We start from the raw sequence: 21197 nt of genomic DNA on the forward strand, positions 1-21197 counted from the left end.
GCTCAGGCGCCGACGTACTCGGCCAGGTGCTGCCCGGTGAGCGTGGAGCGCTTGGCGACCAGGTCGGCCGGCGTGCCCTCGAACACGACCTCCCCGCCGTCGTGACCGGCGCCGGGGCCGAGGTCGATGATCCAGTCCGCGTGCGCCATGACCGCCTGGTGGTGCTCGATCACGATCACCGACTTGCCGGAGTCCACGAGCCGGTCCAGCAGGGCCAGCAGCTGCTCGACGTCGGCCAGGTGCAGGCCGCTCGTGGGCTCGTCGAGGACGTACACGCCGCCCTTTTCACCCATGCGCGTCGCGAGCTTGATCCGCTGGCGCTCACCGCCGGACAGCGTGGTGAGCGGCTGGCCGAGAGTCAGGTAGCCCAGCCCGACGTCGGCCAGGTGCGTGAGGATCCGGTGCGCCGCGGGAGTCTTGGCGTCGCCGTCGGCGAAGAACTCCTGCGCCTGGGCCACCGACATCCCGAGCACCTCGCTGATGTCGCGGCCGCCGAACTTGTACTCGAGGACCTCGGCCTGGAACCGCTTGCCCTCGCACACCTCACACGGTGCGGAGACGCTGGCCATGATCCCCAGGTCGGTGAACACCACGCCAGCGCCGTTGCAGTTGGGGCAGGCGCCCTCGGAGTTGGCGCTGAACAGCGCGGGCTTCACGCCGTTGGCCTTGGCGAACGCCTTGCGGATCGGGTCGAGCAGCCCGGTGTAGGTCGCCGGGTTGCTGCGCCGTGAGCCGCGGATGCCGGTCTGGTCGATCGCCACCACGCCGTCGCGGCCCGACACCGAGCCGTGGATCAGCGAGCTCTTGCCCGAACCGGCCACGCCCGTGACGACCACGAGCACCCCGAGCGGGATGTCGACGTCGACGTCACGCAGGTTGTGGGTGCCCGCGCCGCGTACCTCCAGCTGCTCGGAGAACGTGCGCACCGACGGCTTCAGCTGCGCGCGGTCGTCCAGGTGCCGCCCGGTGAGCGTGTCGCTGCCGCGCAGCGCGTCGACGGTGCCCTCGAACACCACCTGGCCGCCGTCGGTGCCAGCGCCGGGACCGAGGTCCACGACGTGGTCGGCGATCGCGATCGCCTCTGGCTTGTGCTCCACGACCAGCACCGTGTTGCCCTTGTCGCGCAGCTGCAGCAGCAGGTTGTTCATGCGCTGGATGTCGTGTGGGTGCAGCCCGATCGTCGGCTCGTCGAAGACGTAGGTGACGTCGGTGAGCGACGACCCGAGGTGGCGGATCATCTTGGTGCGCTGCGCCTCGCCGCCCGACAGCGTGCCCGACGGGCGGTTCAGCGACAGGTAGCCGAGCCCGATCTCCACGAACGAGTCGAGCGTGTGCCGCAGCGCGCCCAGCAACGGAGCCACCGACGGCTCCTTCAGCCCGCTCACCCACTCGGCGAGGTCGCTGATCTGCATCTCGCACGCGTCGGCGATGCTGATGCCCTCGATCTTCGAGGCCCTGGCGTGCTCGGCCAGCCGGGTGCCGTCGCACTCGGGGCACGTCTGGAACGTCACCACCCGCTCGACGAACGCGCGGATGTGCGGCTGCATCGCGTCGACGTCCTTGGACAGGAACGACTTCTGGATCTGCGGCACCAGGCCCAGGTAGGTCAGGTTGACGCCCTCGACCTTGATCTTGGTCGCATCCTTGTAGAGCAGGTCGTCCAGCTGCCGCTTGGTGAACTTCTTGATCGGCTTGTCCGGGTCGAAGAATCCACAGCCCCGGAAGATGCGGCCGTACCAGCCCTCCATGCTGTAGCCGGGGATGGAGACCGCGCCCTCGTTGAGCGACTTGTCCTCGTCGTAGATCTGGGTGAGGTCGATGTCGTTGACCTGGCCCCGGCCCTCGCAGCGCGGGCACATGCCGCCGGTGATGTTGAAGGTGCGCCGCTCCTTGACGGTCCGCCCGCCCTTCTCGAAGCTGACAGCGCCGCCGCCGCTGATCGAGGCGACGTTGAACGAGAACGCCTGGGGCGAGCCGATGTGCGGCTTGCCGAGCCGGCTGAACAGGATGCGCAACATGGCGTTGGCGTCGGTGGCGGTGCCGACCGTGGAGCGGGGGTCGGCGCCCATCCGCTCCTGGTCGACGATGATCGCCGTGGTGAGCCCGTCCAGTACGTCGACCTCGGGCCGGGCCAGCGTCGCCATGAAGCCCTGCAGGAACGCGCTGTAGGTCTCGTTGATCAGCCGCTGCGACTCCGCGGCGATAGTGCTGAAGACCAGTGAACTCTTGCCAGAGCCGGAGACCCCGGTGAACACCGTCAGCCTGCGCTTCGGCAGCTCGACGCTGACGTCCTTGAGGTTGTTCTCCCTCGCGCCGTGGACCCGGATCAGGTCGTGGCTGTCGGCGAGGTGCGGCGCGGGCGCCTGGGGGGCCGGTCTCGTGGCCTTGCTCATCATGTCTCCATCCGCGAACGGATTCTGCCGCTCATTCGTCTGTCCGGTCCGGCATCGGGGGGCCGGTGGCGGCCCGACTCCCGCCACCGCCCCGGGATGCGCTCAGCGCAGCTGCTGGATACGGATCATGTTGCCCGCGGGGTCGCGCACGGCGCAGTCGCGAACGCCGTACGGCTGGTCCGTCGGCTCCTGGATCACGTCGGCTTCGCTGGCCTGCAGGCGCTCGAACGTGCCGGTGAGATCCTTGGTGGCCAGGAGGATGCCCCCGTAGGTGCCCTTGGCCATCATCTCGGTGATGGTGTTGCGCTCGTCGTCGGTGATGCCGGGGTCGACGCCGGGCGGGTGCAGCACGATGTTGACGCCGGGCTGGTCTGCGGGGCCGACCGTGAGCCAGCGCATCCCCTCGTAGCCCACGTCGTTGCGGAGTTCGAAGCCGAGCGTGTCTCGGTAGAAGGCGAGAGCGGCCTCCGCGTCGTTGTGCGGGAGGAAGCTCGAGTGAATGGTGATGTCCATGTCGATGAGCCTATGAGCGCCCGGTGACCTGCGCTTCTCGATTCCTGATCGGTCTGGTGACCTGTTTCGACACGCACGACGGCATGCCGGCGGTCGCCTGCGCCGCCTGGGCGCGGTAGGTGCTGGGCGGCACTCCCACCAGCTCGGTGAACCGGGTGCTGAACGTGCCCAGTGACGCGCAGCCGACCTCGAAGCAGACCTCGGTGACGCTGAGGTCGCCGCGCCGCAGCAGCGCCATCGCGCGCTCGATACGCCGCGTCATCAGGTATGCGTAGGGCGACTCGCCGTAGGCCTGGCGGAACTGCCTGCTGAGGTGGCCCGCCGACATGTTCACGCCGCGGGCGAGCGCTTCGACGTCGAGCGGCTGCGCGTACTCGCGGTCGATGCGGTCGCGGACACGCCGCAGCAGCGCGAGATCGCGCAGGTGCTGCGCCGAGGCGGGTTTGCTGCTCACCTGCGAAATCGTGCCACAACATGGTGGCCTGGTCGGCAAAGTCGCCGATTCGGGTCCTGTTACTACTCGGCCGAGCCCGCGACCCAGTCCTCCCACGACAGCTGCCAGACACTCCAGCCGTCGGTGGGTTCGAGGGTCTGCTCACCCGCGTTCTGCACGGTGATGACGTCGCCGGGCTGAGAGTTCTCCATCAGCCACGCGGCGTTCTCGGGGGAGAGGTTGATGCAGCCGTGGCTGGTGTTGGTGTTGCCCTGGTAGCCCACCGACCACGGAGCGGAGTGGTAGAAGATCCCGCTGTAGGACATGCGCACCGCGTACTCGACCCATAGCCGGTAACCCTGGCTGCTGTCGATGTCGACGCCGTAGGTGCTGGAATCCATCGTGTAGCCGTTGTGCTCGCTCATGACCGTGTAGGTGCCGTTCGGGGTGGAGCTCGACGGCTTGCCCATGGAGATCGGCATCCGCCTGACCTCCTGGTCGTTGACGTACACCCGCATGTGGTGGGTGCCGCCGTCGGCGATCGCGACGACCTTGTCGCCGATGGTCAGGTCGGCGGCCTTGTCCTCGGCTCCGAAGGTGCCGCCGCCGAGGTGCTTGCCGTAGATCATGGCGTCCGCGGACACCGTGGTGCCCGGCTGCCAGTAGTCCTTGGGCCGCCACGTGGCCTGGTCGTCGGTGAACCAGTGGAACGCGCCCTCGGTGCGCGGTTCGGTGGTGACCCGCAGCGCCTTCTCGGCGGCAGCCTTGTCGGGGACGTCACCACTGAACGTGAAGATCAGCGGCATGCCGACGCCGACCTCCTGGCCGTCCTGGACGTTCATCGAGACGCTCAGGGTCTGGGAGGGGGTCGCGGTGGTGAACGTCGAACTGTCCGTGACGGGCTTGCCGTCCTCGCCGGTCGCCGTGGCCTCGAGCGTGTAGGTCTTGCCGTAGCCGAGCGGCTCGGCCGACTCCCACGCGGAGCCGTCCTCGGTGATGCCTCCCTCCACGACCGTTCCGTGCGTGCCGACCAGCGAAGCCTCGGTGATCGTGCCGTCCGCGGCGGTCGCGCTGAACAGCTGCCCTGGCGCGACGTCCTGCGCGCCCTCGTCGACCGACAGGCTCAGTGAGACGGGCTTCACGGGCGCCGCCGTCGGCGACGGCCCCGAGGTGTCCCCGTCCGAGCTGTCGCTCGCGGCGGACGTGCACCCCGCGAACAGGGCGCCCGCCAGCGCCACGCTCGTAACCAGTCGAACCCCAGAGAACGGGCCGCGCTCACCCCGACGCTTCATCGGCGACCATCCAATTCGTGATATACCCCAGTTGTGTGACCAGTCTGCCCCATTCGTCGCACTCCGTGGGCCGTCGTGGCCAAGTCGTGCCCAAGGGGGCCGCCGGGGGTGCCCGATAGTGGCGTGCAACCCCCGTGCTAATGTTTCTCTCGTCGCTAAGGGGGAACCACGAACACCTGGTTCCACGTCGCGCGGCATGCGCCATTAGCTCAATAGGCAGAGCAGCTGACTCTTAATCAGCGGGTTCGGGGTTCGAGTCCCTGATGGCGCACCATCACTCCAGGCCAGCTCACTAGCTGGCCTTTTTTCTTGATCTTGGTGCCGTTTTACTGCCGTTTTTCGGGGCTCCGAGTGCGTCCAGAACCGCCGCCGGATGGCGTGAGACCTGCTTGCGACCGACGTAGGTGTCTGTGGTCTGTGACACGCGCGAGTGGCCCAGCAAGTCACTGGCTTCTCGGGCCGGAAGTACGTCCGTGACCAGGGTGGCGACGGTACGCCGGAATGTCCGGGGCGTGAACCAGTCCCCGATGCCATGCCGCTTGCGGAAGCCCCGCCAGTCTCGCCGCAGGTTGCTCGACTCCCGCAGGCCGCCGAGCGTGTTCGGAAAGACCCAGCCGGTCAGCTCCTCGGGCGGTACGCCCACGGCACCGGCCACCCGGTCCCGTCGATCCCAGAGCATGTCCACCAGCCAGTCGGCCAAGGCCGATGCCGCGCTGCGCGTTCTCGCTCTTGCCCTCGTTGACCTTCTTGCCGCTGACCTTGCTGCGGACCATGTTGCCGTCGACCCAGGCCACCTTCTCCTCGAAGTCGATCAGTTCCCACCGAACCGCGATGGTCTCGCCGGTCCTGTTGCCGGTCCCGCCGAAGTAACGCATGAGGTCCGGCAGATCCTGACGGCAGGCGATCTCGTCTCCATCGGCCTTGGCGAAGATGCCCAGCACCTCATCCACCGTCAGCGCCCGAGGTCGTGCCGAGCGCTTGCGGTTCTCGATCGGCCGTGCCTCGCGGACGGGATTCACCTTCAAGGCCCCGTGTCGCACCGCGAGGCCGCACAACCCGGACAACACCGCCCGGCAGGTGCGCGCCGTGCTGGCGGAGTACTGGCCGTCGATCCCATGGATGATCTGGTCTCCGCGGCCCGGCGTGAGCTCATCGACCCGCAGCCCCTCGACGCGAGGGCGCAGCACCGTCCGCCACCGCTGCTCGTAGGTGTCGTACGAAGTGCCGCTGCGCTTGCCCGCGTCCACGAGCTCCCGGAACTCCGCAAGCCATCGGTCCGCGACCTCGACGACCTTCGAGTCCGAGGTGATCTCACCTATGGCGATCTGCCGATCCTTCACCCGCTCCCGCAGCTTGTTCGCAGCCTTCGCCTTGCCATCCGCCCAGCAGCGCACCTTGCGCACCCGGCCGTCCACGTCGCGAAACTGACACGACGCCATCCAGCCAGCACCGTCTCGATTCGTCGTGATCTTGCCGTACGTGCCGACCGGCAAACGCGGTCTTCCATGTCCCTCTCCGTCAAGCCACTTCGTTGTCCAGCGATTCGAACCAGGCGGTGACGTCCTCGGCCTTGTATCGCAGATACTTGCCGACCCGCTTGGCCGGAGGGCCGTAGTCCCGTGTGCGCCAGTCATAGAGCGTGCTCACCGGGATGCCGAGGTAGTCCGACACGTCATCTACTGTCCATAGTCGACTCACTGGTTCTTCCTTTCCCTACTTGGCAATGGCTGCTTGGGTCTCCTCCTTCGCGATCTGTCTCCGTTCGCGGGCCTTGGCGGCCGCGGTGTTGGCCAACGCGGCGTCGCCGATGGTCAGCCAGCCCACGCCGTCGAACAGCCAGGTCAGCGTCACGGCGGCGTCGTCGCCGGTGAGGTCGCGGTCAGCCGGTGTCGAGTCGGGGTGCTCCGGCGGTTCGCCGCGTTGGTATGCCTTCCGCACGGCTCGAAGCGCGGTCAGGGTGGTGGAGTAGCGGCGGCTCTTGGTCGAGAAGTGCCCGCCGAAGCCCAGCATGTGGGCCCATTTCTGGAGCTTGCCCCAGCTCTCGGCCCAGTCCTCTCGCTCGGCCTTGGTGTCGCGGTAGAAGGGCCGCTGCCCGAGTCGCCAGCAGGCGGTGAGCTGGCGGGCCTGGTGGGTGTCCTGTTCGCCGTAGAAGGCGGCTGACGCGGCCGTGAGGCGGCGGGAGACGTGCCCGGCCTGTTCGGTGGCCTTGGTGGCGTACTTGGCGAGGTAGGCGGCCACAGCAGTGGTGGTGAGTGTTCCGCGGTCGTCGCAGTCGGTCGGTGCGAGCCGGACGGAACGGATGTCGACTTGTTTGCCCCAGCGGATGACCCAGCCGAGCCGGTTCCTCGGGTGCGGGGCAGTGGTGAACTGGGTGACGGTCGCAGCGTGTTCGAGGTAGCTGCGCAGCAACTCCGGTGTGATCGAAAGGTCCGGCGCGAAGATTCTATCGCGATCGTCGGGGTCGTAGCCGTCCAAACGCACCAGAGCGTGGAAATGCACGACTCCCCGTCGCTGGTACTCGGCGACCTTGGCGTAGGACAGCCGCACCTTGACGCCGCGATCGGCGCCCGCCTGCCGCAGTTTCCGGTTCAGGCCGATGGTGGTGCGTCGCCACAGTTCCCCGGCATGGAGGTTCCACACGGCCTGGTGCTGGTAGTCGTAGCAGTCCCGGCAGATGGCCTCACCGAGGCGCGAGTCGTCCTCGGAGTGCCGCTGGAGACAGACGACTTGTCGCCCGTGCTCGCACACGGTGCCGAGTCGGCGGGCCCGGCAGGGGCGCACACGTCCGTTGGAGCCGACCACGCGGGTGTGAACGGGGCCGAAGGCAGGGGCGGTGAGTGTGACGAAGAAGCACGGGTGTCCGGTCACGGTGTCCGGGACGCCTTTGCCGCCGACAAGGCCCGCCTTGACGAGTTGGTAGGTGTCGGCGCGATAGGTCTCGGCACACGCGGGGCACACGGTGGCGCGGCGGTTCTTGCACGCCACGTACACAACGCCGTCGGGCATCCCGTCGGTGACTCGGTCGATCTCGGCAGGGCGGTTCTCGCTGTGCCAGGTGGCGGTCAGACGCAGCCGCACGGGGTTCGAGCACGCGGCGGCGGACATGACGTGCGTGAGCCACCACTGGTATCCCGGTTGAGAGGCACGGGACACGGCGTCGCGGCGGACCTGCTCGGCGACGGCATCCGCCCCCAGTGCCGGGGTGGCGCTGGGGGTGAATGTCGCGGTCGAGCGAAACACAGGTGTACGGGCTCCTCAGTCGGTGAACAGGTGCACGTGGGCGGCGATGTCGGTGGTGGTGGCCCACCGGAACCCGAGCACCGCTTCACCGGTGTCGGCGTAGGTGGGGAACAACCCCGCCGTGTTGAACACGTGCACTGGCAGTGCGGCGAACGTGGCGCTGTCGGGGATGTGAGCGAGCCGGGCGGCATCGACCGCGCCGGATTCACCCGACACGAGCACCCAGACGTGGCTGTCGTCGACGGCCAGCGGTGGCGTGACGGTCAACATGAGAACAGTCCTCTCCTGCAACTAGTGGTTGGTATGTAAGGGATTCAGGCGACGATGCGGCCCGCGCGGAGCTTGCGGGCGTAGTCGACCAGTGCGTAGATCTCGTCGTCGGACAGGTAGGCCGACTTCATGCGGCGGGGGATGCCGCCTTCGGCCAGCAGCAGGCCGACTCCGCGTTCTTCGGGAGCGATGGTGGCGGCGTTGTATCCGCCGGTGGCCCAGCCCCGGCCGAGGATGATGTCCGAGCTGGAATCGGTGGTGCAGCGAAACGCCAGCCGGTAGCCGAACAGGTCCCGCAGGCTGGTGGGGATGATGTCGGCGGAGGGTCGCTGAGTGGCGGCCACGACGATGACGCCCGCGGCCCGGCCTCGAGCCACCAGGTCTCGGAGCAGCCGTACGAACGCCTCTTGTTCGTCCTTGCCGCCCATCGTGGCGGAGAACAGGGCCAGCTCGTCGAGCACGAGCATGATCACGTCGACCGGGTCTTTCCGGTCGATCTTGCGCCGCCGTACGCGGTCGAGTTCGTCGTAGCGGCGGTTCATCTCCGCCTGGAGCTCTTCAAGGCGCACGAGAGCGGTGGCGATGTCCGGACCGACGAAGACGTCGGAGAGCTCCCGCCACAGGCCGAGCTCAACCTGCTTGCCGTCGAAGAGCCAGAGGGACACGTCCGAGCACAAGGCTCCGTGTGCGACGACGTTGTTCAGGGCGACCGACTTGCCCGCGCCGGGCTCTCCGGCCATGAGGATGTTGCGGTAGATCAACTCGATGTCGACGTGGTGGCCGTCTTCGAAGATGCCCAGGTGAACCGGGTCGTAGATGGAAAGGTCGGCTGCGGACGCTCCGCCGCGCTTGCTGTTCTTTCTCCTGGTCAGCATGGGGCGGCCCTCCTAGTCGATGTAGTCGGAGAGGTCTTCGCCGTTGACGACCACCGAGGGCCGAGCAGCGTCGGGAGTCGACTTCTTGGCAGCCTTGGCCGGTTTCGCGGTGGTGCCGGTGTTCTTCCGGATGGGCAGGGGAGTGACGGTGGCGGCGGAGATGGGCTCGACACCTTCGGGGGTGGCCTGCTGGCCGCGCATCCGGGCGGAGAGCCGGGCCAGGGGTGAGGCGATGGGCTGTGGCTTGTCGAGCGGGTCCCGGCGAACGATTTCGACGGCGACCAGAGTGGAGAGGGAACGCACGCGGTGCAGGCGTGCGGAGCGGGCGAAGCAGGCCGGGGCGATGGAGCCCAGCACGTGTTCCAGTTCTTCCGCCGAGGAGCCCGCGCGGGTCCACATCCAGACCCGTTCTCCGGTCTTGGTGGGCCTGGCCCACAGCATGAACGGCAACGAGCCGTCCAGGTTCATGGTGCGGACCTTGGCCATCCGCAGACACGTCCGAAGCCGGTGCCGGTCGACGACGCACCAGAACCGGGCCAGTACGAAACGACGAGCGGGTGGCACCACGGCCACGAAGGCGACGGTGCCGCCGACGGTGAGCCACATGACCACCGTGGACGTCTCACTCTGGAACCAGACCAGAGTGACGACGGTAGCCGCGGTCAGCGCGATCTCTGCGCGCCAGCGGATCAGCATTCCGATGAGGGCGGCGGGCCAGGATTGCTTGGGAGTCCGCCAGACCTCCATGACATCGACACGCGCACCGGGTGCGCGCCGCGTAGACTTTGGCATGGCTCGTGGCCTCCAAGGCAGAGTCGGAAGACGAGAGGCACGAGCCGGACGGAACCGCCAAGAACCAGACCGGCCCGTGCTCTCTCAACAGGGATCAGCCGAAGTCGACGACCTCGGATTCGTTCAGACCGTGCTCGCGCACGGTGGCGTCACGGGCGTTCTTCGTCACGTCGCTTGCCATCACTTGTCACCGGCGGGAGCACCCGCACCGGCCGATTTCGTCGCAGGGACCGGCTTCACATCGGTGGCGCGGTACGCCACACCGTTTCGGCCGTTCTGTGCCCAGGGAATCGCCTGCAACGCAATTGGGATGACCGGCTGACCAACCGAGACCTTGGGAGGCTGGGGAGCCGCTACGGTCACGGTGATCACCTCAGCCCCGCCGTCGTCCATGGCAACCAGCTGCACTGACCACATCGGAATGTTGGTGTTGCGCTCCACGCGCTGCACACCGTTCTGGTCCTTCTTCGCATCGGCCTCACGGCCCACGGTGAACGACACACGCGAGGTGTCAATCAACAGACGCACAACCACTGCCCTCCAAGGCAATCTGTTCGGTTCGCCGCACCACAGGAATCGGGTGCGTACCTGAAACAGTGCCGTCAGAGGGTGGGACACCAGCACCACGTGGAGGGACTTCTCAGGACGTCCCTGCTACGGTCTAGACGTCCCTTGGTTCTGTGTCGGTGAGGGGGCACCACATGGCCAATGAACGACTGCGTGAGGCGCTGCTGGCGAAGGAGCTGGCGCCCGACCAGTTGGCCGAGAAGCTCGCGGTCGACCCGAAGACGGTCGAACGCTGGATCACCAAAGGCAGGACTCCGTACGCGAAGTACCGCCACCGGATCGCGGCCATGCTCGGCCAGACCGAGAGCTACCTGTGGCCCGACGCCTACAGCGAGGACGCCAAGGCCGAGATCAGCGGCTCCGAGATCATCAAGGTCTATCCGCACCGCAACGCCGTACCCGCCGACCTCTGGGACAGGCTCCTGGATCAGGCCACGACGCACGTCGACATGCTCGTTTACGTCGGCATGTTCATGACCGAGAAGCCCAACCTCCTCAACCAGCTCCGCGCCAAGGCCGACGCGGGGGCGAGTATCCGCCTACTCTTCGGCGACCGGGACGCCCCGGCCGTGGTCCAGCGCAGCGTGGACGAGGGGATCGGCGAGCGCACCATCCCCGCCAAGATCGACCACGCACTTGCCCACTTCCGGCCGCTCAACGATGCGCCGGGAATCGACATCCGAACGCACGGAACGGTGCTCTACAACAGCATCTTCCGGTTCGACGACGAGATGATCGTCAACCCACACGTCTACGGCAAGATCGCCGCCCACGCCCCCGCCATGCACCTCAGGCGGCTCTCGGCCGGCGACCTCTTCACCACCTACGCCGACAGCTTCACCGCCGTGTGGGAGAACGCCACGCCCTGCAAGTGGGAGGACTGACCGGCCGTGCCGAAGACGGACTACTACGACGACCCCGAGGCACCCCGGCCGAACAGTATCGTGCCCGCGGTGACAGCCATCGTGCGCAACGACGCGGGCGAGCTGCTGATGATCGAGCGCACCGACAACGGGCTCTGGGCGCTACCGGGCGGTGCACAGGACGTCGGCGAGAGCATCACCGATGCCGTGGTCCGGGAAGTGCGCGAGGAAACCGGCATCGAGGTCGAGGTGACCGCCCTGTCCGGCACCTACACCGACCCCCGGCACGTCATCGCCTACGACGACGGCGAGGTCCGGCAGGAGTTCTCGCTCTGCTTCCTCGCCCGCCCCATCGGCGGCCAGGCGCACACCAGCGAGGAGTCCCGGCGCGTCCACTGGGTGCCGCCGGAGAGGCTAGACGACCTGGACATCCACCCGTCCATGCTGCTGCGCATCCGCCACGGCCTCGAAGACCGAACAGCGCCCTACCTCGGCTAGGGGCGTGTCAGATAAGTAGGCGGGCTGGTTGAGACAATCCAGGGCTTGCGCGACCGGGATGTTCTGGCGCTGGAAGTGCAGAGTCAGAAGTAGGCCATCAACTGCGCCGTATACGCTGGTCAGCCTCGTAGAAGGCCGTGAAGGTGCGGCCACTACCAGTTGAGATCGCTAGTGAGGTGCACGATCTCCTGCAGCTGCGCGGTGACCGGCATCGCCGGCCACCGCGGTGCACCCGTAGCTGAGATGAGCTCTAGTGGTTGCAGGCTGTGGTGTTCCAGTACTGAGTCTCGGTAAGACTCAGCCCGTCATTAATTACCCAGGTCTGGAGCGTAAGTTGCACTTGGCCGCCTGGAACACTGCAGAAGCTGTGGCGAGTGGTTTGGTTGGTTGCCGACATCGTTTTCCAAACCACCCAAGAACTACCACTCTTGCGCTTGATTATAACGCTCACATTGCGTCCGTCTCCACGGCGATCAGAGAGCGCAAAGACGTTCTGCTTACCCGGGTGGTGCCCGTACGAGAACGAACCGCGCTGGTCGCCGCGGCTGTCAAACATTGGAGTAGTTTGGGCCTCGTCGTGAGCGGCTGCTGGTGCACTCATTGAGAGCATCAATAGTGTCACGAGCGCGAATAAAGTGGCGCCCAGCCTGCGATGTGAACTGGCGGTATTTATCGTCATTGATCTACCTCATTCGTCACGCTGACTCGATGTCGCTTTGATTGCGGAACGGCGCGTCGGTAGGCGACTCGGCTAAATCCGCGATCCGCACCATGAGGGTGAAATGTCACCCGTTCCTCTGGTGACGGGCATCAGCGTCTTCTCCTTTTCTCCAGATGCCGGGACTCTATTGCGCACAACAGCCAGTGCCAGCCGATACCGATCCGTGCACGTCCGAATGCATGGTCGGTATCAGGATTGAGCGACGCTGCTCGACCGTATCGGACAAGTCCCCATGACAGTGTGGGTCGATCTGCCCTTGACGGCTCCGGACGTTCCTGTGTAGCCGATTCCAACCGAGGGCATGGCGCGAGTTTGTGCGGGATCCGCTGGGGCTTCGGGACGTGGACTCGATTGGTGGTGCTACACGGCGGCGTTCCTGATGCGTACTCGAGGCGACCGTTCCGAATCGCTGGAGGTCCACAGTGGATGATGGAAAACCCGCATCTGCGCCAGTAGACGCCGCGATCGGGCTACCCCTCGATCTCAGCCAGCCGCCGCTGAGTCCGCTCGACGGCAGACAGCAGCTCAGCCGAGGCACCGGTGATGAATCGCGTGACCAGGTGATCCGGCCCGTACCGCTGCTTGATCTCGGCGATGCGATCGTGCGCCCTGACCGTCTCGCCGTCCGGCGACGTGGTGAGGTCGCAGTACCAAAGCGCGTCCCGTAGCGGACCGCCCTCATCCGAGTAGGCGGTCATGTGCTGGCGAAGGTCGCGCAAGTCGGCCTCGTAGGCGGCGTACGAATGATGGGCGACCAGGTGCACCAGGCGTTCGGACGCATCGACGCTGGCAAGGAAGACGGCACCGTCGACCGGATGAAAGCCCGTCTCCGCGAGGTCAGGGGCATAGCCCACGTCGTGCAGCACTGCGGCGGCTTCCAGCAGCTCGGCATCGGAACCGACGACCGCTTGAACAGTCCGGGCCTGGCGGGCGACGCCCTGCACGTGCGCCCAGCGACGAGGCAGGGACGAAGCCAACTTGTCCTCGGACACTTCGTACGCCCAGTCGACCAGCGCCATCGGGCCAACGTACCGAACAAGCCCGAATTCAGCGGTCGGAAACCTCAAACGCCACCTCAACGGCCGTCTCAATGTCCCCTACGTCGATCCCGGCCTCTCCGGCCTCACAGATGCCGAGTTCGAGCAGGTGGAACGCTCGCCGCCGTAACAGAGGCAGCGCCGTGTCGTCCCCAGCGTTCGTCCGTGCGTACAAGGCGGTGACATCCGCATCCACCGCGCGATCAATCCGGCGGATCATGGCCTCGACGTCCCCGGTTGGCGCTGGCGGTTCATCCGGGCCAGCCGACATCGACCCTCCGAGCTGGATCAAGCTGTGGCCGAGCTCCCGCCGGAACTGCGGATCGTCGACATCCCCGTCGACGAACTGCGACAGCGCGCCGATGACCTCGTAGCACTCATGCTCGACGCCACACTGTTGCGGCCGTAGACGAAGCGATCGAGGTCGAAGCGTCTCCAGGATGCCCCGTGCGCGATCATGCAGCGGTTCAACGTCACCGTCACTTGCGCTGCACATGTCGTCGAACGCTGCTTCCAACGCTTCCCACTGGCGTCGTGGCAGGTGCGCAGCCACTGAACGCGTCGGGGGAGTGCTGCCCTGCCGTTGCACCCGTTTGACGTGGCGGTTGAAGTTCGCCGATGCTCGACTAACCGCGTCGGCCAGGTCGCGCAGCTCGTCCACCGCAACGGCCCACGAACCAACCTCAAGAACCTGGGCGCCGCTGACCAACGTCTCAACACGAGCTCGCGTCTCCCCGCACACGATGTCGAGTCCGTCGAGCGGCAATCCTGCTCGCTCCAGGATCGAGGCCGACCGTTCCAGCAGGTGTACGCCAAGCGTCCGTAGTGGCCCCGTGGCTGAGCCATCGCCCAAGGTGTTGCGATCAATGAGGTCACGGACCTCCGAATGAACTGCAGCGTCCAGCCGCTCTACGGCCCTGCCCAGCTCGACCTCAGCAGCGGGCCGTAGGGCACGCACCTGCATTGCCCACTGCCGCTCTTGCTCGGTGAAGCTCTCCTCGGCGGTCAGCTCCTCGTGCGGATGCTGGGCGGCGTACAGCATCACCTCGGCCTTGCGAGTGTCATCGTCAGCCAACGCAGAGGCGATCTCGGCGCACTGCTCGGCACTCAACACAACTTCACGCTCATCCCGGCTCATGACGCATCACCTGCACCGAGCGGCCAGCCGAGGTTCCCCATGCCCATGTCAGTCCCTTCGTCCACGGTCAGCCGTCGAGAACGTGGGGCGGCCCAGGACCCGGACAACACCGAAGGCAACACGAGCCGCACCCACGATCACGTGCGGGGATCAAGCCCCACCGGCTGACGTACCCGGACCGGACCGCCTCAACATGGGCAGCGAGCGCCGATCTTACCGGCGGCCCTCCGGCACCCCCGCTACCAGCGGATTCATGCGCGCCACGGGCACAAGCCGACAGTATCCGATTTTGGGATACTCGCAACCGTTACGGTCGGCTTGCTGTGTGGAGAAGTCGATCTACTCGGCCGAGTACCAGCGCCTCTGTCAACTCCTCCGCGACGCGCGCCACGACGCAGGTCTGACGCAAGTTCAGGTGGCCTCACGGCTCGGCGTTCCTCAGTCGTTCGTCAGCAAGTACGAATCCGGGGAGCGGAGATTGGATGTTGTGGAGCTTCGACATGTCTTGGAGGCACTGGAAATCTCGATACGGATCTTGCTGGCACGCGCTGGCTATGAATAGCTAAGTGGAGGATTTCATGCTCCCTCAAACCATTGTTCACGCTCCGCAATCTTCAGAACGGGAGTCGGCTTTCTCTCCCTCTTATCCGAAACTGCGAATGCGACCGCGGTGACAGTCGCGGGAAACTTTTCGATATCTTCAAGTACCTCCTCCAAGGGGAATGCGCCGACCCTGAACGTGCCCCGGCCCCGTCGAATATCTACAGGTTCGTCGAAAGATTGAGAAACTAGTCGGTGGCATGGGTTCTTCATGTAGTCCAGTAGATGGTGCGATCTTTCCTTATTGAAAAGTTCCTCGATTAGCATGGGAAGGGCTTGCGGGAGCACGAGGTCAAGCGCGTTTGATTCTTCAAGGAAACGTTCAAAAATGACTCGCCGAGCTTCCTTGCTGGCGCGTGAGTATGCGAGAAGATAACTTGGGGTCGACACGATGGGCAACTCAGTCGCTCTCTCGCGGTCGAATGTCCTCTGCGCTACCTTCGAGAAACCTTGAGCCCGCCTGGCGAACTGAATTAGCCGACGATGCATGTGAAGGTCGATATGGTTAAAAGCGTGGTCGAACGATGGAAGCATCCGCAGCATTGTGTCCGTTGACATCCAGGAAATAGCGCAGCACAGCCACAAGACGGTCGCCTCGTTTGTGTCAGCGCGGTCCAGGTTCGTTTGCCAGAATTTGACGTTGTTTTGCTGTCTGCGAGCATATCTCATGCGCGAGGAGAGAGGCGTAGCTTCCTCAAAAAGATCCGCAGCGCCCGTGCCTCGGAATCGTGAGGAGACAACACTCGCACTCATGCAGGCGAGCTCGACCGAAGTCAGTGTGCGACCAAATCGATTTTCAATAGTTTCGATCGAGCTGTCCCAAGGTTCAATACTCTTGTTCAGATTCTGCTGCATGTTAGAGAAGATTTCATCAGAAATACGCGTGAGCTGATTATGTGCCTCGCTTGTTGAATGATGCCAGTGTTGAGACATCTGCTCGGTGAAGTCGCGCATGATATTTTGGCGTTGGATGAAACGCCAGAAGTTCGGGTTTACTGTCGCTAGAAAAGTACCAATCGTGTTTATGTAAGGAGGTAGAAATTCTAGGATAATTCCGGCATTCAAGTAGTCTCTGATGAATGCATCTAGCTTGTCAGTCGAGAGGTCCTCAAGCATATCCGGGGCCATCGCGCAAACCTGGATTCTGCGTTCTGCAAGATCGTAGTCCATTCGACTATTGTCGAGTATTTCATGAATTCTATGTGCTCCAATTTGAGAGGCGACACCAAGCCAGCCGGCGACTTCAATCCATTCCGTTCTTTCCTCTTGCGTTTTAAGAGTTTTCCATCTATTTTCCCACCGACTGCAGATGTTATCGGGCTGTTCGATACTTCGAAGTAATGCACAGAGATGGGCGGTCCAATCACCCTTATAAATACTCGAAATTTGCATCCAAAGTATCTCAGATGCAAGCTCCGCGCCGCCACCATCTGGGGACAGGGAGAAATAATCTTGCCCAGGTATGGCTCCAAAAAAATCTCGCTTCGATGCCTGGCTAAGCCACGCCATTCCAACTGGATCGAATAGTCTGTCTACTAGGAGTTTCACGGCCCTGGGTTCCTGCGCGAATACCCAGTCCTGCAACAACGCCAGCGCAAGCCGTCGTGGGTACATGCCATACTTATCTTCGGATTTGTCAATTAGTCCAATAATTCGATACGCTAAATCGGTAAGTTCTCCCTTGGAGAAAAACCCAGCAAAAAAGCGCGTCACGTTCATCCAGTAGGGATTTGGCGATATTCCATCAAATCGATCTGGTTTAGTTCCGCGCTTCTCTCGGCCTGCTGGGGAATATGGCGCAGTATTATATAGATGTCTAGCTGCAAAGTATTCCCGTAGTGGCTGGACCTCAAACTCTAAGGTTCCTTCCACGCGTGAAACCAAAGCGACCACTCGTTCGACAACTGCGTTAAAAAGGTCATCGACGAGATTCGTGCTTCTGCTCTCGCTCACGAGATAGTCAGACAGTAAGGTTCGTAATTCCGAGTGATCTAGGCGCCCAGTTAGTTGGTGGCCTTCCGCCCTGGCGTGCAGATAGTAGGCGAGGTAGCCGTGAATATTTAGCAACAGATCACGATTGTCGCGGACGGTCTTGTTTTTATCTGACTCTCGACTAAGGAACTGGTCGAGATACGCGGTGTATAGTTCCGTCCTCTTATCTGGAAGGCTTGATCCTCTCGTTAGAATGAGACTGAGCAAGATTGTTAGTTGCATAGTATTTTTTGCTAGTTCCGCCATGTGAGGCGATTGAAGCTTACTTTCTAGGATGCTTGTAATCTCATCGGCTTCGCGCTCTGGCAGACGACGCGCCTTTGCCCATTTCCCCGCGTATTTGACCGCTAGCTGCGGACCGATCGATGCCAAGCTTAGATACGTGAACCTCGACTTTGAAAGCGTTGGTGCGTTGGAAAGTGCTGTCGGTCGACTTGTGACTAGCACGGTCAAGTTATCGTGCGCTCCAGCTAGCCGATCAATGCATGCTTCTATTTCCGAAACTACGGCCTGCCTGTCGCTCAAGTCTGCAACTTCGTCCAGGGCATCGAGAATTAGCAATGTAGGCATGGACTGCACGATCGATCTGAAGTCAGAAACACTGAATTCACCGCCGCCAGAGTAGCGCCGGATGTGCCCGACAATTGCCGCTTCTAGTGATTCCATCTTCTCATGCTTCGAGCTTGGTGAACGATCCCAGGGGTCAATTCCCTGGAGCCACACAGCTAAGTCGCGCAGTTCGATCTTGATGGGAAGCATCGCTACCGTGGAAAGATGCTGCTTTGGAATGCGACTTAACGAATCACTGTCACCTAGATACATTGCACGATGTATCTGCGCGAGATACTGTGACAACGTGGATTTTCCTTGCCCAGGGGCGCCTTCGATAATTATCTTGGGCGATTCGGCGGTAAACTCAGATTCAGTGAGAAGGTTGGCTGCGCCAGTTTTTCTTGTGTGGCGCAAATAGATTTCGTCCGAAGAAGAATGACCGAAGTGACCTTCTTCGGTCGCAGTACGATTCTCGGATCTGTAAGCTGCTGCGGCTCTAATGGCACGACGCGCGAAGTAGTCGAACCTGTCCACCTTTTCCGATTCCTGGTCTGATGCGGGAAGTATTGAAACTGGAACATCAATAAAGAGATCGAACAGCTTAGTGTTAAGCATTTCGACTTGCTTGAATCGCAAAGTCTCATCATTGCGAAACTGATGGCGCAAGTATGCTTCCAAGGTGTCGCGGCTACGCCTCAAGGTTTCGGAGGTTTCTTTCGTTTCCCATACAAGACGTACGAAATCTGGACCGTTTAGCAATTGGGGGTATCGCAGCTTAAGGTCGAATTCGCCGTCGAGGCGCCGATCTAGGTCATCCCGCCACATGCAAGCGGCTGACAGTGGGTAGTGAAGTTTTAGATAGCTATCGACCTTATCTATCCTCCCTGCGTCCAGATGGCCGGTGCCAGCTACATTGGTCACCAGTAGATACTTTACTGCTCCGCGATTAACAAGTCTTTCTACCTTTTCCTTCTCTCCGCGCAGTGCGTCTATAATCCATTTTGTGGGGTCGTCTAGGCTAGACGGATCACGTGCGAATTTAACTTGAATAACTGTCTGACCCTCCATTGAGAGGCTTGAAGTAGCTGCATCGCGGCCGCCATCTGGCATTCCCACCGGGAAACAGACTAGATCGGGGTAGTTTTTCGCAAGCAGGGCCTGGACAAGATTCTGAAAATGCTCGGGTAAAAGTGCCTCATAGTTGTAGCTCGAACCACGCGCCGCTATCGGTTGGCGTGAGGACATAGTCAAGTACCTCTCATTGCACAATTCGGGCGATTACTGAACTTTGAAGACGATCCACGAGATAGGAGGTGAGAACTTTCTGTACGGTTTCAAGCCGCCCTGCCGGGCGGTCACGCGGGCCGAACTGGCGCGCGGCCGCGCGGGATCGCTCCGCTTGGCCCGGCCGCGCCGGACGCCGTCGGCCACGCGTGTTTCCCGTGCTAGGCGGCTGTCGGTGGACGCACGATCCCCACGATCGCCGGATGATCAAAGCCGGGACGGCCGCCGTCAACCCCGCTTCGCGCCGATCCCGCTGAGGGTGGTCGCCCGGTGCACGTACAGTCACGCCGCGTAGATCGTCACCGGGGCGGGATCGGTTACAGGGTTGACGGCGGCCGTCCCGGCCATGGGCGGCTGAGGATCGCGGAGATGGTGACGGCTGGGCTGTGCCTTGACTCGGCTCACGCTGCCGACTGCCGGTTTACTGCCGCTAAACCACGGCAAACGACGACCACCTGTCGTGAGTGATCGCCGTTTGCTTCTGCACAAAGCGCAGATCACGGTAGGTGTCCGGTACTGTCCGGGTCCATCCCGAGTAGTTGATCTTCTACCAGCGGGTTCGGGGTTCGAGTCCCTGATGGCGCACAGTAACCCCAGGTTTCTGACCTGGGGTTTTTGTGTTTTTCGTAGTTGCTAGGCGGGGCGGCCGGTGCCGCTGATATCTCCATTACGTCTCCGTTCTTCCTGTTGTGCTCAGCTGGCGTGGTGATACGTCGTTGGTCTCGGGATCGTTGGTTGCGAGTCGGGTCGGAGGTTTGGGGTCGCCGCCTGGTTCAGTCGCGGCGGGCTTGCGCAAGCGTTGTGCCCAGTCGATGTCCGAGCGTGCTGTGGGCCACTGTTCGGGCGTTGTGGGCAGTGACTCCATCAGGCTGTCCCGCCGCACACGGTCGCCGATCTGATCAACGGAGCCGGCCCCGTGATGCCGGGCCCGACTTCATCCTGGCGGATGAGGTGCCGTGGTGGCGGGGGCGTGGACGATCGCTGCTACCCGTCGGAGGGACCATCATGAGTGAGCCGAGGACTGACGCCCCGCCGATCGTGCTGATCCACGGCCTGTGGATGACACCTCGAAGCTGGCCAAGAAGTACCGCAATTCCAAGGCGTTGACCGAGACCTACGAGTTCCCGGACTGGTCCCATTTAACCGGTGTCGAGCCCGGTTGGGAACAGGTGGTCGACTACGCTCTCGACTGGGCGACCAGCCACGCCCGCACGCGCCAGAGCTGACTGGCATCGCCCAGCCCAGTCAGCCGACCGGGCCTTCATCGGCGCGGAGCAGCGTGTCCGGGCTCCTGTGTCCCTGACGTGCAACCTGGCGTGCCCGCGATGGAACATTTCCGGTCCGTACGCCAGGCGATATGAGCCTCGCTACCGCCGCGCATCGTCAGAGTCGCCTAATACTGCAACGGCAGTTAGGTGAGTGTGAACCGTCACGGGTTGGGGGCCGCTTCTTGTCTGAGGGAAGATGGTCGTCATCGTGTTGAAGCGTTACCCGCGTGAGGTCCGTGAGAAGGCTGTTCGTCTGGTCTTGGAGCGGCTGGACGAGTTCGAGTCGCCGTATGCCGCAGCGCGGGCGATCGCCCCGTTGGTCGATGTGCATCACGAATCGTTACGGGTGTGGGTGAAGAAGGCGCTGGAAGAGGGCTCTCAGGCCCGCGGTGAGTCCCGTGAGGGTCTGTCACCGGCGGAGCGTGACGAGTTGCTGAAACTGCGCAAGGAGGTCCGGGACCTCAAGCAGGCCAACGAGATTCTGAAGCTGGCCTCGGCTTTCTTCGCGTCAATGTCATGATCTTGGTGTCCGGCAGGGTTCGCTCGTTTCTTCGCTGCCCCAGGCGACTGGTGGCTTGTCCTGATGTGCGGCCCCGCCGGACACCCGCTGGGCGAGGATGTGGCTTCATAGGAGCGCGCCGCAGGCCCGATTGACGCGTGCCCGCCTCGCCCGGTGGTGGTGTCATTGTTCTGCAAGGAAAGGGAACCCGGGTTGAGCATGGTCGTGATCGGTGTGGATGCGCACAAACGCAGCCACACGCTGGTAGCCGTCGACGGGATCGGTCGGAGGCTGGCCGAGCGGACGGTCGGCACCACCAGCGAGGATCACTTGAAGATCGTGGAATGGGCCGGCTAGTGGCCGAACACAC

General features: G+C 63.4%; 20 protein-coding genes and 1 tRNA gene. 7 read left to right on the forward strand and 14 right to left on the reverse strand.

Translation table 11 applies throughout. The features are described 5' to 3' along the window. Positions 1 to 2: 2 nt before the first annotated feature. The 4 genes from JHE00_RS16690 to JHE00_RS16705 all read right to left on the reverse strand — a co-directional run bounded on the left by JHE00_RS16690 (position 3) and on the right by JHE00_RS16705 (position 4631). Positions 3 to 2393, reverse strand: coding sequence for an ATP-binding cassette domain-containing protein (locus tag JHE00_RS16690; protein ID WP_200318966.1), 2391 nt, complete (start codon positions 2391 to 2393; stop codon positions 3 to 5). 102 nt (positions 2394 to 2495) lie between these two features. Further along, a complete protein-coding gene (locus JHE00_RS16695; RefSeq protein WP_200318967.1) occupies positions 2496 to 2906 on the reverse strand; it encodes a VOC family protein in 411 nt (136 codons plus the stop codon). A 10-nt stretch (positions 2907 to 2916) separates the two neighbouring features. Next, complete coding sequence (locus JHE00_RS16700; RefSeq protein WP_200318968.1) at positions 2917 to 3360, reverse strand: helix-turn-helix transcriptional regulator; 444 nt, start codon at positions 3358 to 3360, stop codon at positions 2917 to 2919. A 62-nt stretch (positions 3361 to 3422) separates the two neighbouring features. After that, a complete protein-coding gene (locus tag JHE00_RS16705; RefSeq protein ID WP_200318969.1) occupies positions 3423 to 4631 on the reverse strand; it encodes a L,D-transpeptidase in 1209 nt (402 codons plus the stop codon). Positions 4632 to 4829: 198 nt separating this feature from the next. Here JHE00_RS16705 and JHE00_RS16710 point away from each other — a divergent pair. Continuing rightward, positions 4830 to 4905 (forward strand) — tRNA-Lys (locus JHE00_RS16710). Positions 4906 to 4923: 18 nt separating this feature from the next. Here the strand turns inward: JHE00_RS16710 and JHE00_RS36085 are convergent. The 7 genes from JHE00_RS36085 to JHE00_RS16745 all read right to left on the reverse strand — a co-directional run bounded on the left by JHE00_RS36085 (position 4924) and on the right by JHE00_RS16745 (position 10435). Further along, positions 4924 to 5310 carry a tyrosine-type recombinase/integrase gene (locus JHE00_RS36085; RefSeq protein WP_372440465.1) on the reverse strand — a complete coding sequence of 129 codons (387 nt, stop codon included), beginning with the start codon at positions 5308 to 5310 and terminating at the stop codon, positions 4924 to 4926. A gap of 839 nt (positions 5311 to 6149) precedes the next feature. Beyond that, entirely contained in the window at positions 6150 to 6302 is a 153-nt protein-coding gene (locus tag JHE00_RS16720) for a helix-turn-helix transcriptional regulator (protein ID WP_372440456.1), read from the reverse strand. Positions 6303 to 6344: 42 nt separating this feature from the next. Beyond that, positions 6345 to 7871, reverse strand: coding sequence for a replication initiator (locus tag JHE00_RS16725; protein WP_307831968.1), 1527 nt, complete (start codon positions 7869 to 7871; stop codon positions 6345 to 6347). Between the two features lie 15 nt (positions 7872 to 7886). Beyond that, entirely contained in the window at positions 7887 to 8141 is a 255-nt protein-coding gene (locus JHE00_RS16730; RefSeq protein ID WP_200318972.1) for a hypothetical protein, read from the reverse strand. Positions 8142 to 8185: 44 nt separating this feature from the next. Then, the gene (locus JHE00_RS16735; RefSeq protein WP_200318973.1) at positions 8186 to 9016 is read right to left on the reverse strand and encodes an FtsK/SpoIIIE domain-containing protein; all 831 of its coding nucleotides are present in this window, start codon (positions 9014 to 9016) and stop codon (positions 8186 to 8188) included. A gap of 12 nt (positions 9017 to 9028) precedes the next feature. Next, on the reverse strand, positions 9029 to 9763 hold the full coding sequence (locus tag JHE00_RS16740; protein WP_200319369.1) for a hypothetical protein: 735 nt from the start codon (positions 9761 to 9763) through the stop codon (positions 9029 to 9031). 225 nt (positions 9764 to 9988) lie between these two features. Further along, complete coding sequence (locus tag JHE00_RS16745; protein WP_230424199.1) at positions 9989 to 10435, reverse strand: hypothetical protein; 447 nt, start codon at positions 10433 to 10435, stop codon at positions 9989 to 9991. A gap of 74 nt (positions 10436 to 10509) precedes the next feature. Here JHE00_RS16745 and JHE00_RS16750 point away from each other — a divergent pair, with 74 nt between their 5' ends. Further along, positions 10510 to 11259, forward strand: coding sequence for a helix-turn-helix domain-containing protein (locus JHE00_RS16750; RefSeq protein WP_200318974.1), 750 nt, complete (start codon positions 10510 to 10512; stop codon positions 11257 to 11259). 6 nt (positions 11260 to 11265) lie between these two features. Continuing rightward, the gene (locus JHE00_RS16755; RefSeq protein ID WP_200318975.1) at positions 11266 to 11736 is read left to right on the forward strand and encodes an NUDIX domain-containing protein; all 471 of its coding nucleotides are present in this window, start codon (positions 11266 to 11268) and stop codon (positions 11734 to 11736) included. Between the two features lie 1191 nt (positions 11737 to 12927). Here the strand turns inward: JHE00_RS16755 and JHE00_RS16760 are convergent. Continuing rightward, on the reverse strand, positions 12928 to 13476 hold the full coding sequence (locus JHE00_RS16760) for an HD domain-containing protein (RefSeq protein WP_200318976.1): 549 nt from the start codon (positions 13474 to 13476) through the stop codon (positions 12928 to 12930). 28 nt (positions 13477 to 13504) lie between these two features. Beyond that, positions 13505 to 14632, reverse strand: coding sequence for a hypothetical protein (locus tag JHE00_RS16765; protein WP_200318977.1), 1128 nt, complete (start codon positions 14630 to 14632; stop codon positions 13505 to 13507). Positions 14633 to 14957: 325 nt separating this feature from the next. Between JHE00_RS16765 and JHE00_RS16770 the strand changes: the two genes are divergently transcribed. Next, complete coding sequence (locus tag JHE00_RS16770; protein WP_200318978.1) at positions 14958 to 15194, forward strand: helix-turn-helix domain-containing protein; 237 nt, start codon at positions 14958 to 14960, stop codon at positions 15192 to 15194. Positions 15195 to 15208: 14 nt separating this feature from the next. On the opposite strand, the gene JHE00_RS16775 is transcribed toward JHE00_RS16770, so the two are convergent. Beyond that, positions 15209 to 19021 carry an NACHT domain-containing protein gene (locus tag JHE00_RS16775; RefSeq protein WP_200318979.1) on the reverse strand — a complete coding sequence of 1271 codons (3813 nt, stop codon included), beginning with the start codon at positions 19019 to 19021 and terminating at the stop codon, positions 15209 to 15211. A gap of 1094 nt (positions 19022 to 20115) precedes the next feature. On the opposite strand from JHE00_RS16775, the gene JHE00_RS16780 reads away from it, so the two are divergent. The 3 genes from JHE00_RS16780 to JHE00_RS35110 all read left to right on the forward strand — a co-directional run bounded on the left by JHE00_RS16780 (position 20116) and on the right by JHE00_RS35110 (position 21184). Further along, positions 20116 to 20286 (forward strand): hypothetical protein, encoded by a 171-nt coding sequence (locus tag JHE00_RS16780; RefSeq protein ID WP_200318980.1) that lies wholly within the window; start codon positions 20116 to 20118, stop codon positions 20284 to 20286. 238 nt (positions 20287 to 20524) lie between these two features. Next, complete coding sequence (locus JHE00_RS16785) at positions 20525 to 20848, forward strand: transposase (protein WP_200318981.1); 324 nt, start codon at positions 20525 to 20527, stop codon at positions 20846 to 20848. A gap of 192 nt (positions 20849 to 21040) precedes the next feature. Further along, entirely contained in the window at positions 21041 to 21184 is a 144-nt protein-coding gene (locus JHE00_RS35110) for an IS110 family transposase (protein WP_230424202.1), read from the forward strand. Positions 21185 to 21197: the final 13 nt, after the last annotated feature.

This window comes from Prauserella cavernicola, from assembly GCF_016595675.1.
Classification (GTDB): domain Bacteria; phylum Actinomycetota; class Actinomycetes; order Mycobacteriales; family Pseudonocardiaceae; genus Prauserella_A; species Prauserella_A cavernicola.